A 12,830-nucleotide genomic window follows, 5' to 3' on the forward strand; every position below is an offset into this window, starting at 1 on the left:
AATTAGAGAACTATTATAGCGATAAGAAAATAGCGCAATAACAAGGCTAAAACTATGATATATAGTTGTTCTCTATAAATAATTTTTAACGTAGTTAGTGAGTTATTTAATACGCTAGAATGATCATGTTTTTAATAAAATTGGTATTAGGCAAGGCATTAACTATGTAGCGTGATTCGTCTTCATAAAAAGCTAACGCATTGTTAGCTTTTTCCTCCCATGAACGAATTTCAGTAAATCGCGTTATATGAATTTATGACTGATAAGCACGTAAATTTGGCAGATTTTAAAATAGAATTTAATCATCGTTTATTTGTTTAAACTTAATGAACGAATACTCATCCGCAATAATAATCACCCAATTTGAGAGATTAAATCTGACGCTTACCATATAGAAAATTCTGATAAAAAACAAATAAATAACATGCTTTTTTCCTTGTTATCGACACGATTTCCTTACCTCAAAATAGATCACTTAATTAAGCGAATAGGTATACTATAATTTATAAATAAATTAGATGGTGCGTAATTTGCTATAGAACAGTAGGATTTAACTAACCTGAGCTCTGGTTAAGAGATTTACTAACGTATTGAATCATGATGATATTTAAATTTATTTTCTCTAGCCAGAGATTTTCAGTGAAAACAAGGCGAATTTACGCGCCAATAGTTGGCCTATTGCAAATAAATTCAATGCAGTTAGCGCTGAAAATAACTGCTTGAGATAGATTTATTATCCAGCGTTCAGGTTAACTAATAATATATAAAAGGAGAAACTATGTGGGCTGCAATAAGTTATTTAGTACTAGCATTACTGTTTATTTTTATTGGTTGGGAGGTTAACTCCGTTTACTTTTCACTGGTATTTTATTGGACTGCTCTATCACTTCTGCTGGTAAGTGCTGCTTATCTATTTAATGCGGGTAAAATATTTAGAAAAAGAGAAAGTGGTGTCATTCCTTTTTATATTCGCTGGGCCTTTATCCCTTTTTTATTTGGTGTTCAAATTTATAATGCATACGCCCGCAAGCACGATAAAGTACCGCCTATTCAGCAAATTAATAACAATTTATTTTTAGCCTGTCGATTATTTCCATCGGATATAGATACATTAAAGAGTAATGGAATAACAGCCATTTTAGACGTAACCTGTGAATTTGATGGCTTAGAATGGAGCTCAACACAGGAAAATATAAAGTATTTGAATATTCCGGTGCTTGATCACAGCGTACCGACGCATTCGCAGCTTAATCAGGCTATTAATTGGATCCATCATCATATTAAAGAAAATCGTCGAGTCGTGGTGCATTGTGCTTTAGGCAGAGGGCGCTCAGTGTTTGTTATGGCAGCTTACTTGCTCAGCCAGAATAAAAATGCGGATGTGCATCAAATACTCGCACAGATCAAAGAAACGCGTGAAACTGCAAACTTAAATAAACACCAATTGCGCCATTTAGCAAAACGCCATAAAAATGGAGAACTTGTTATAAAGAACAAAGCTATTTTGATAGCAAACCCAGTATCGGGCACTAAATTATGGCAAGAAAAGGAGCATTTAATTGTTGCCCGCTTATCAAGCTATTATGATTTAAAAATACTCACCACCAATAAAGAAACCAACGGCATAACTTTAGCTAAGCAAGCCATAAAAGAGCAACCTGATATTATTATTGCCTGCGGCGGAGACGGAACAGTTGCAGAAGTCGCCAGTGTGCTCGTTAATACACAATGTAAATTAGGTATTATTCCTTTAGGCACAGCAAATGCACTTGCGCATGTATTAATGGGGATCAGCTCTAAATTTATTCCTGTAGAACAAGCTTGCGATTTAATTATAGATGGCCAAACAAGTTTAATGGATACCGCTTATTGTAATGATGAATTGGTATTGTTACTGGCGGGCATTGGCTTTGAACAATCCATGATTGAGAAAGCGGACAGAGAAGCAAAAAATAAATCAGGGCAATTGGCTTACCTAAATGGTTTTTTTCAAGCTTTTGGTGAGCAAAAGTCACAATCGCTTACTGTAAAACTCGATGACAATGAACCTCAAGAAATTTGCACTAATAGCTTTATTGTCGCTAATGCGGCACCTTTTACTACATTACTCGCTCAAGGGGGGGGGCAACCAAATCATAATGATGGTTTGCTTGATGTGAATTGGTTAACTCCCAACAAAGATGATTTCACAACAGTTTTGAGTATTGCAGAGCTTATGTTTAGCAGTATTACTCAGACGCATTTAGCTATAAATTCGCATCATACCAATGCTAAAAGAGTTGAAATTACTGCAGAGGATGAGATTAGGTATGTGTTAGATGGTGAGGCTAAAACAGCTAAACGCTTAGTAATTACTATCGTACCAGCATCACTTAATGTTATTTGTAAAGAGGTGTAAAAAGGGATGTTGAGATAAAGATGCATAATATAATTATGCATCTTTATATCATTTACTTTTTAATAGAAGGCCAAACAAACCCTGTTGTATCCGGGGCTTTATTTGACGTTTCTCTAGGCGCACTTTTTGGTCTGCGAATAGGTCTATTATTTATCGTATGTATATAAAGGGCCTCTACTTTGTCTCGGGCCCATGGTGTTTTACGCAAAAATTTCAAACTAGATTTAATGCTAGGATCGTCAGTAAAACACTTGATTTTAACTTGCTCACCTAATGTTCTCCAGCCAAGTCTTTGTTCTAACTCAACAAGTATTTGTTCTAATGTTACCCCATGTAATGGGTTTTTAGGTTGATTATTCATAGCCATACTACTTATTTAAACTGTGCGTATTGTAGCTTAATTCGTGCATAGAGGCTAATTCACCGTAATTGTTTGCGGCTTAGTTGGGTAAATAGCATTCCCTTGTTTATCTAGTTTGAGCCAGATCAGTCGGCTATTATTATGTTGCGGGGTTTTAGCGCCACAAATTAAAGTGAACGAGTGAATTTGTATTAATGCACCTTCGCTGTAGCGTTTATTGTCGTACCAACATTGGGTATCGGCATTTATAAACTGATCAGCGTCGACAACTGAGAGTGTTTTGATGGTATTTGCTTGGCTTAGCATTGTGAATGTTAAGCAAGTAAAACAAAAACATAGAATAAATAAATTACGCATTTTTCACCTTAAATTGTCATGAGTTTAAAAATAGTACACAAAGCTAAAAAACATGCTAGGGTAAGTTTAGTACAACACATTTAGTAAAACACAAAACAATAAAAAGGTGAACACATGCAATTTAACCAAACAATGATAGAAGAGTTTACGCTATTGGCTAAATTTCCACGCGACGGTAAAATGCAGGGAATTAAATTACATTCAGATGCAGAGCCAAGTTTACTGAGTGCAGCGCAACGGTTATTTGAAAAAGGGATTATAGATAGCCCAGATGGCGGTTATTTAACTGATCTGGGCTTGGACTTAATTGAGCACGTTACGGTTATTCATAGTGCGCTACAAAGTTAGTTTTAAATTAGCTCAATTTGCATCGGGCTGATTTTGCGGAGCAGCATCATTAAATGCAGCCAATTTATTACAACGCGCGTAAATGGCTGCAATTTTTGGATAAGCAGCCATATCAACATTAAAACGAATGGCATTAAACACTTGCGGAACTAGGCATATATCCGCGAGCGTTGGTTGATCACCAATGCAATAGTCATCATTTTCGTTTAGCAAAAGTTCTATTTTTTCAAAGCCTATCTCAATCCAGTGTTGATACCATTTATTTTTAGCCTCATCATCTACCCCTAGCTCATTTGATAGATATTTAAGGACACGTAAATTATTAACAGGGTGTATATCGCAGGCAATCGCAAAACTTAAATTTCTTATTTGCGCTTTTTGCCACGCAGTTCCTGAAATTAACGGCGACTGTGGGTACGTTTCATCAAGCCATTCAAGTATCGCAAGCGATTGGGCTAATACGCCGTCATCGGTTTCAAGTGCAGGGAGTAAGCCTTGTGGATTCGTTTTTAAATAGTCGTCGCCAAGTTGCTCTGACTTTAAAAGGTTAACAATCGCAAGTTCATGATCGATTGCTTTTAAATTAAGTGCTATACGGACTCTGTAAGCGGCTGATGAACGAAAGTAGCTGTATAATTTCATAATTAATCCTGTGAGCCTGTAAATTGCTTTTTAATAGTACGCCAGCAGTCAGTATAATTTGGCTGGCGTTCTTGTCCTTCTAATGCGTATTTTGTCGGCGAAATGATATAGCGCGACTCAAACATAAAGGCCAACGTGTTTTCATATTTTTGTGGTTTAAGCTCTGCATTTGAGGCTTTTTCAAATACATCGGCTTCAGGACCATGTGGCGACATACAATTGTGTAAACTCGCACCGCCTGGTACAAAGCCGTGCTCTTTTGCATCATATACACCTTCGATTAAGCCCATAAACTCGCTCATAATATTGCGATGATAGTAAGGCGGCCTAAATGTATTTTCGGCGACCATCCAACGAGGCGGGAAAATAACAAAATCAACATTCGCCATGCCTTCAGTCGCTGATGGCGACGTTAATACCGTAAATATAGACGGGTCGGGGTGATCAAAACTAACTGTATTCATGACGTTAAAACGCGATAAATCGTATTTATACGGCGAACTATTCCCTGTCCATGCGACTACATCAAAAGGTGAGTGCTTAATTTCACAGCTAAATAAATTACCATTGAACTTAGAAACCAGTTCAAAGTCACCTTCTTTATCTTCATAGGCTGCCACTGGGTATTGAAAGTCTCGGTCGTTGGCATAACCATTCGCACCTACAGGGCCACGCTCTGCAAGTTCTAATGCATGGCCATAATTTTCACAAATATAGCCGCGCGCAGTATCGTCAATTAAATCAACAGAGAATTTGATGCCTCGTGGGATCACAGCAATTTCACCTGGTTTAATGCCTAACTTACCGCATTCGGTGTGAATTAATAACTCACCTTGCTGCGGGACAAATAACATTTCGCCATCGGCATTACAAAAGTAGCGGTCTCGCATTGACTGATTGGCTACATATACATGAATGCCAATACCCGATTGTCCGTTTGCGCTACCGTTCGCGGCCATTGTTACTAATCCGTCTATAAAATCGGTCGGTGCAGAGGGTATATCAATTGGGTTCCAGCGCAGCATTGTTGGTGGTGTTACAGCTTCTGTTATGGGTGCTGTTCTTAGTAAACCGTTATCCATTGCACGATAATCACCTTGCACCACCGACGGACGAATTCTGTAAAACCAAGTTCGACGATTTGCAGCACGCGGAGCAGTGAAGGCCGTTGAACTAAATTGCTCAGTGTATAAATCGTATTTAACTTTTTGTGGACTAAATTGACCTATTGGTAATGCACCGGGCAGCGCTTGTGTCTCAAATTCATTACCAAAGCCGGTCATATAATTTAACTGTGTGGCCATTACTGACTCCTGTGAGAGAAGGTTGGTTTTATGTTTTTATTATTTAAGGTAAGATACTCTCAAGTGAGACTAATATCAAATGTGCTAACGTGCATATGTGTAAATAAAAATGAACAGATAAGTAAAGCTTACAGAGCTGGAATACCTGAAATGCAAATAGATTTAGCAACGTTTTTACCTTATCAATTAACCAATATCGCAACGCGTGTAAGTAACGACTTTGCCGAGGTTTATCAAACTAAATACGGTTTAACTATTCCTCAGTGGCGAATACTTGCTAATTTAGCCCAGTATGGGCAAAGCAATGCAAAGGATTTATGCCTCCAAGCAAATATGGATAAATCGACGTTATCACGTGCTGTAAAAGTATTGATAGATAAAGGCTTAATTCGTAGTCAATTGAATGAGAATGATAAGCGGGCCGTACTACTTATGCTCAGTGAAGCAGGGCAAGAAATATATCAACAAATAGCCCCCGATGCGCTCGCGTGGGAAAAAAAATTATTAAATTCATTAAGTAGAGAGGAGTATGCAGTATTAATGAGCGTTTTTGATAAGTTGAATAACACATTAAAAGAATAAAAAAGCCCACAAAGTGGGCTTTTTTAATAGTAACTAATTTAAATTGCTAAATTAGAAAGTGTAACGAACACCTACACGCATCTCCCAAACAGAAGCATTACGCTGAATTGATTGTTCAGCACTACGTGCACTAAAGTTTGAGTAAACATATTGACCTTGGTCATTTACAATTACGTCAACCATTTTGTTACCAACAAAAGACCCTTTTCTAAGTACACCCCAGTCATCATTTAACATGTTAGTTAAATTATCAATAACAAAGAATGCTTCACCTTTGTGGCCATCCATGAAACCTGGTAGTTCCTGAGTTAGTTTAAAGTTGAACTTAACAAACCAATCAGAGTTTTGCGCGTTACGACCAGAGATCTCACCACGTTTAAGGCCTTCTGAAGCAATAAAGTCGTTGAACTCATTGATTTCATCTGCACTCATGTTGTAAACAACATTTGGATCATTCTCTAATGGTACGTAAAGCAGTTGACGCGCGCCATTTGAATTTCTGTCACCAAATTGGATATCACCAGCGCCAGTGTTACGGTTGCTCTTCGTTGTAAAGCTGTAAGGAAGGCCTTTGTAAGCTTCACCAAACAAGTTAAAACGCGTGCTGTAACCATTGAAGAACTCATGAGTGTAGGCAAGGTTAAGAGTGAAGCGATGTGGGATTTCATAGTCAGACGAAGCAACGCCAGGGTTACCTGGGTTTGTTGTTGCTAAATTACCATAGTTTGAACTGGCCACTGAACTATTCATCGGATTAACATTATCAGCATCTGTATAAGCATAAGAAAGTTGTGCAGATATACCATTATCAAATGACTTACTTATCGCCGCTGAGATAACCGATGATGAACCACTATCACCAGATACGTTTGTTAGTAGTAAATCACCGCTGCGGAATTTACCAGGGTTTAAAGAGTCTTCTTTTCTCTCGTAAAGTGGACGCCCATCAAATGTAGTTTTACCCGAATCTTGAAGAGCAATATCAACTAATGATGCAGCATTACGCTTATCTGAGTAAAGGTAATCTAATGCGATCACATAGTCATTTTCTGTTGTGTATGTAGCACCTATAGAGTATTTCCACTCTGAAGGCAGATCAAAGTTAGGATCAACAGCATTTACAGTTGCATCCCCAGTGCCTGCATTCGTATTAGCCACTTTATCAAACATGTCTTGAGGAACTTCAAAACCAGGCTTACCATTATTAACATTTGGCGTTTCAAATAAATTAACTAAAGTAACTTTATCATCACCTTCGCCTTCAGTATAAGCATTGCTAATATCACCAATGCGAGTACCGATATTTGTTATACCATCATTTGAGTAAGAGTTCGATAACCAAACATTTGGATTACCACCTGAGAATAAACCAACGCCAGCGCGTACTTCAAGTGCGTCTGTTGCATACCATTCAAAACCAACACGAGGCTGAATAAGGTCAATTCCATCAAATGTAGATTGATTGCTGAATCCATAACGATTTGTGAAATTTTGGTTCAGTGTTGGTTTATCATCACTGCTGTAGCTATCATAACGAAGGCCAAATGTTAATGATGCATCTAAATCTGAGAAACTATACTCATCTTGTATATAGAACGTATTTTGAGAATATGAAAAGCTTGCAGCAGCATCATCTGGGTTATTAGTACTCGCAGAGTTGTTGTAATAAACCGCACTAGCTATGCCTTGCTCATATGCATCAATTGATGCAAAGCGCCATTCGCCTTGTGTATGTTGCACAAATTGATTAAATACTTCTAGCTCTTCGTACTCAAAACCAGCCGTTATAGTGTGCTGATCAAGGTAGTAAGTACCAGAAAATTTAGCCGTTGTTGTATCATAATTTAGATCGTTTGACTGACGAGAATCATCAGGCCCAATGTACACAGTGGCATCGTTTGTACTGATTTGGAATTCACCAAAGCTGCTTGCGGCATCTAAAGATTCAACGCGAGCATCAAGCTCTGATTTGCCTAAGCGGACCTCTGTAGAAAAGTTATCGTTCCAGTCAGAGTAAAGTGAACCGATAATAGATGTAAATTCAGCACCTTGTTCATAAAAGTGACTGTTAAATGCTAATTCATCACCATCAGCATCAGATTGTGAAAGTGTAAAACCATCATTGTAGTTATAAATCAAGTTAGCGCGATGAGAATCGTTAATATTCCAATCTAGTTTTACTAATATTTTTTCATCTTCTACAGGAGAGCTTGAAGGGGTTGTGCCTGCATTGTATCCATATTTATCTTGTGAAATTTGCTGAATACGTGCAATATTTTCAGAAGGTACTAAAGATGAATAGTTAAACTGCGCTACACCTTCTAGTTTTTCATATGAAGTATATAAAAATAGAGAATCTTCAATTAAAGGCAGACCGACATTAAAGCCGTAGCGCTTTTCTGTGTAATTTCCGTTATCTACGTCATCACCTTCAATTTTATCACCGCGCATTGAATCGCTAGTATAATCGAAGAACATGCCGCCATGAATTTCGTTGCCACCAGATTTAGTAACTGCGTTGATATTACACGATGTGAAACCACCATATTGTACGTCGAATGGGGCAAGCTCGACGGCAACTTGTTCAATAGAATCGAAAGAAAAAGGAGCGCGTATAGTAGGGTAACCGTTTGAACTTAAACCGAAGTTGTCGTTCATACGAACACCATCCAGCGTTAAGCTGTTAAAGCGTGGATTACCACCACCACAATTAATAGAACTTCGGCTATCGTCAATTGTTACACGTGGATCAATACGAATAATATCTTTTAAATCACGATTAATTGCAGGCTGATTTTCTAAATCTGTTAACGTAAATGTAGACGCAGGACCAGTACCTCCAGACATAGTACTGATTGCGCGACCAGATACGACAATTTGTTCCATGCTTGATTGTGACTCAAGAGAAACGTTTACTGGGTAATCGTTACCAATGTTTAATATGATGTTATTAAACTCTTGGTCTGCGTACACATCTGAATCTACAACGACTTTATAAGGGCCGCCAACACGAAGGCCTTTAGCTGTAAAATAACCCGCATCATTTGCTTCCGTTGTTTTTACTGATCCAGAAGGCACATGTAAAATTGTTACTTTAGTGCCAGCTGCTGGATTACCATTAGGACCTGTGATCTGACCTTTAATTGCAGAGGTTGTTTCGTTTGCAATTGCAGCACCACTTACACCAACACACGCAGCAATAGCGAGTGAAAGGGCGGTTTTACGAAGTTGAGTTTTCATTTAATTTTCCCGTGTAGTTATTAATTAAATTTTTATATTTTTATATTTAATGCTTTAGCGAATAAAGCGAAGCGCTAAATTTACTAAACATCTTGGCTATTGTACTTCATTTGTTCGTTACAAATAAAATACAACTGTAATATTTTTTTAATAAGCGGTTAGGCTTATAACTATTTACAGCTTTTGTGCGATAACATTTAGCAAAAAAATATACTACGCGGGTTTTATGACAAATATATGAAATGAAAATTCGAGGTATAAAAAACCCACTACAAAGTTGTAGTGGGTTTTTAATATAACTTAGTTAAGGCTTATTATGTGCCTAAAGTTATAGCTTAAAACTTATAGCTTACGCCAATTTTAGCCTGCCAAGCAGACGAAGACGTTGCTATTTCGCTATAGTTTCTTACGTCAGTGCCGTTGTAGCTACTATCAATTAAGTATCTACCTTGGTCATCAAGCCCACCAAAATCGTAAACTGTTTGAGTTGAATAGCGTAAGCGTTTTTCGACTCCCCAGTCACTATTTAATAGGTTAGCGAAGTTATCAATCATGAAGTAAACTTCACCACGGTGTCCATCAGCAAAACCAGGTATTTCTTGTTTGATGCTTATGTCCATTGTAGTAACCCAAGGTTGGGTTGCGGTATTTTTAGCTAAAATGTGTCCACGTTCGCTAATACCAGCTTCATTTAATATCGTCTCTAGTTCAGACCACTTCATTTTAGATTTATCCCAATTTACATTAGGATCATCTGCGCCAGTTGGGATGTAAGGTAAATAGGCCGCATTAGAGTATAAAGATTCAGTGTCACCTAAATGACTATCTTTGTACATGTTCATAGTGTAGCTAAATGGACGACCAGAGCGACGTTCAAAGTAAACATTGAACTTAGTAGCGTAACCTGCGAAAAATTCAGCGCTATAACCTAAGTTAATTTTAAAGCTATGCTCAACTTCATAAAAGCCACGTGCTGCAATATCTTGGTTGCGGTTTACAGTCGTATTGTGTTTATAGTTACCTTCGGCTTGTGATGCAGAACCAACAGCCGCTTCTGTTACATCTTGGTGTGCATAGCTTACAGATGTAAATAAGCCATTTTCCCACTCTTTAGCAATACCTGTTGAAATGATGATTGAGCGACCATCATCTGACGAATTAGTCATTTCGGTATCTACGTTGTTTCGTGAAGAGCCACTATAAATACTTTCATTAATTACACGTACACCATCAGCAGCAACGCCTACAGGTCTTATAGAAGTGTTGTGCCATACAGCTTCATTTTCTTTCTTATGATAAGCAATTTCAGCTTGCCATTTAAAGCCATCACCTAAAAGTTCTGAATCGAATTCATATTCAAAGCCAACTTGAGTACGGATACTTGAAGGTAGTTTAAAGTCAGGATCGATATAAGCTACGCTACCCGCACCTTGCTCTAATGAGTTTTTAATTGCATCAGGAACTTGTGTAATATCAGCTTTATTATTAGTGTAGTACTCGTTAATTGCTTCGCTTGGTGCATTAACAAAAGTAATACCATCGCTTTGGTACGAGTTGTTATACCAAACATTAGGAATACCACCTTGGAAACGACCGATACCACCGCTAATTGTAAGTGCTTCAGTTGCATAATATTTAAAACCAACACGTGGCAGTATAATATCAAGACCGTCTAGGTTTTCTTGGTTGCTGAAACCATGTGTACTTTGGAAGTTTTTATTTAATTTAGGTTTATCATCTGACGCTAAACGCTCATAACGAACACCCGCAGTAACTTCTAAGTCATCACCTACATAAAAAGTATCTTCAATGTATAGCGCTAATTGGCTGCGGGTAACATCGTAAGCAGTGTCTGCAGAATTATTTGTATAAGCATTACTGTATGAGAAATCGTATGGCTGGTTACCATTAACATCTTTATTTCTAGCTTGTGTATCAAAGCCAACAAGGCGGTTCTCAAAGTCATCAAAGCTCTTAAACTGCCATGAACCTAAAGAGTTCGGTGCGAATAAGTTGTATAAATTAAGTGATTCGTACTGTGCACCAAAGTTGATTTCGTGCTCATCCATAAGATAAGTTGCATCAAATGTTAGTGTAAGATTTTTGGTTTCAGAACGGTTGCCGTGGCGAGTGTAATCTGTACCAAACGTGTATAAAGCTCCGGTACCACGACCAAATTTTTCTTCTTCGTATACTTTAACACTGCCGATATCTGAACGTGTTGCGCTATTAGAGGTAACATGTTTGTATGCAATGCCAATTTCTGTTGAAAAATCATCATTCCAATCAGAGTATAGTTTAGTTGCAAAGTTATTAAATTTAGTTACGTAATCATAAGTATTTGAAACCATGACAACAGACTTACCGCCAGTGCTTGTGTTTTTCTGGTCTTGGTCGTCTTGCCATTGGTATGTAAAATCTAAACGGTGATTATCACTCGCATTCCAGCTTAGTTTTACAAGCAGGCTTTCGTTTGTATCTTCAGGTGCACCTGCTAATGAATCGGTTAAACCGTATGTATCATTTAGAATAGAGATAAAACGATTATAGTTTGCTTCACTGGTTTTGAATTCGTTAGCGGCACCAGAGTTTTCAAAACCGTAGTCTAAATCTAGTTCACTTGACCATTTTGCATAATTTACGAAGTAAAATAGTTCGTCTTCAATTAAAGCACCACCTACATTAAAGCCGTATCGCTTTTCAGTTTGAATAGGCTCTACTTTAGTAAATGAAAACTGCTTAAGGTTTGTAGCTTTATCTACATCTTCTTCACGAATGTTTTTTACATCACCAGCTAGTTCTGGTGTTGAAATTTCGTAAAAGCCTGAAAACTTAAATTCGTTAGTACCACTTTTTGTTACAGCGTTAATAGTACCGCCACCAAAGTTACCTTTAGATGCAGAAAATGGCGATACATCGACAGATACTTGTTCAATTGCATCAAGTGCTACAGGAGGCTGAGATGTTGGGTAACCGCCAAAATTCAAACCAAAGTCATCATTTTGACCAATACCATCAACGGTTAAACCATTTGTACGTGGGTTACTACCAGCAAACGTTAGTTCACCGTTACCGTTGATGCTTGCTAATGGATTTAAGCGCGCAATATCTTTAATATCACGGTTAAAGCTTGGCATATTCTCAATTGTGTCAGCACCAAAAGTACTGCTAGAACCGCCTGATTGCTGAACTATCTTATAACCAGATACTTCAATTTTTTCAATGTTCAATGGCGCCAGTTGTGAACTTAAACGGTATGTTTCACCAAGGTTTAAGAAGATATTTTCAACTGTAGTATCATTGAATGTGTCAGAATCGATGATTACGGTATATGGACCACCTACACGTAAACCATTTGCGATAAATGTACCATTTTCATTGGTTGTTAACTCGCTGATTGTGCCAGTTGGTTGGTGAACAACTTTAATTTTAACGTTTGCAGCACTACCACCAGAAGGCGTTGTAATTTTACCACGCATTGCAGATGAAGTGTCAGCAGCCATTGCGCTTGTAGAAACACCTAGAGCTAAAATTACGGCTCCAGTTAATTTCGAAAGGCGAAGCTTAGTCATAATATTGATTTCCCGTGTGTAGGTTA

The 12,830-nt window shown here is 37.8% G+C and carries 9 protein-coding genes; 3 read left to right on the forward strand and 6 right to left on the reverse strand.

Annotation, left to right across the window (positions count from 1 at the left end):
* Positions 1–778: 778 nt before the first annotated feature.
* The gene (locus tag CWB66_RS10055) at positions 779–2,398 is read left to right on the forward strand and encodes a diacylglycerol kinase family protein (RefSeq protein WP_138585275.1); all 1,620 of its coding nucleotides are present in this window, start codon (positions 779–781) and stop codon (positions 2,396–2,398) included.
* A 52-nt stretch (positions 2,399–2,450) separates the two neighbouring features.
* Here CWB66_RS10055 and CWB66_RS10060 read toward each other — a convergent pair whose 3' ends face one another.
* Positions 2,451–2,759: a VF530 family protein gene (locus CWB66_RS10060; RefSeq protein ID WP_138585276.1), complete on the reverse strand. Its 309-nt coding sequence runs from the start codon at positions 2,757–2,759 to the stop codon at positions 2,451–2,453.
* A gap of 54 nt (positions 2,760–2,813) precedes the next feature.
* Positions 2,814–3,116, reverse strand: a complete 303-nt coding sequence (locus CWB66_RS10065) for a DUF1496 domain-containing protein (RefSeq protein WP_077535109.1) — start codon at positions 3,114–3,116, stop codon at positions 2,814–2,816.
* Positions 3,117–3,230: 114 nt separating this feature from the next.
* On the opposite strand from CWB66_RS10065, the gene CWB66_RS10070 reads away from it, so the two are divergent.
* Positions 3,231–3,464: a TIGR02647 family protein gene (locus tag CWB66_RS10070; RefSeq protein WP_138585277.1), complete on the forward strand. Its 234-nt coding sequence runs from the start codon at positions 3,231–3,233 to the stop codon at positions 3,462–3,464.
* Positions 3,465–3,476: 12 nt separating this feature from the next.
* Here the strand turns inward: CWB66_RS10070 and maiA are convergent, their stop codons facing one another.
* Together maiA and hmgA are read right to left on the reverse strand one after the other, a co-directional pair.
* On the reverse strand, positions 3,477–4,106 hold the full coding sequence (maiA, locus tag CWB66_RS10075; RefSeq protein WP_138585278.1) for a maleylacetoacetate isomerase: 630 nt from the start codon (positions 4,104–4,106) through the stop codon (positions 3,477–3,479).
* Between the two features lie 2 nt (positions 4,107–4,108).
* On the reverse strand, positions 4,109–5,410 hold the full coding sequence (gene hmgA, locus CWB66_RS10080) for a homogentisate 1,2-dioxygenase (RefSeq protein WP_138585279.1): 1,302 nt from the start codon (positions 5,408–5,410) through the stop codon (positions 4,109–4,111).
* Positions 5,411–5,560: 150 nt separating this feature from the next.
* Here hmgA and CWB66_RS10085 point away from each other — a divergent pair, with 150 nt between their 5' ends.
* A complete protein-coding gene (locus tag CWB66_RS10085) occupies positions 5,561–5,992 on the forward strand; it encodes a MarR family winged helix-turn-helix transcriptional regulator (protein WP_077535112.1) in 432 nt (143 codons plus the stop codon).
* 51 nt (positions 5,993–6,043) lie between these two features.
* Here CWB66_RS10085 and CWB66_RS10090 read toward each other — a convergent pair whose 3' ends face one another.
* Entirely contained in the window at positions 6,044–9,232 is a 3,189-nt protein-coding gene (locus CWB66_RS10090) for a TonB-dependent receptor (RefSeq protein ID WP_138585280.1), read from the reverse strand.
* Positions 9,233–9,567: 335 nt separating this feature from the next.
* The gene (locus CWB66_RS10095) at positions 9,568–12,804 is read right to left on the reverse strand and encodes a TonB-dependent receptor (protein ID WP_138585281.1); all 3,237 of its coding nucleotides are present in this window, start codon (positions 12,802–12,804) and stop codon (positions 9,568–9,570) included.
* Positions 12,805–12,830 lie beyond the last annotated feature (26 nt).

Origin of the sequence: Pseudoalteromonas sp. S558 (assembly GCF_005886635.1) — a bacterium.
Taxonomy (GTDB): domain Bacteria; phylum Pseudomonadota; class Gammaproteobacteria; order Enterobacterales; family Alteromonadaceae; genus Pseudoalteromonas; species Pseudoalteromonas aliena.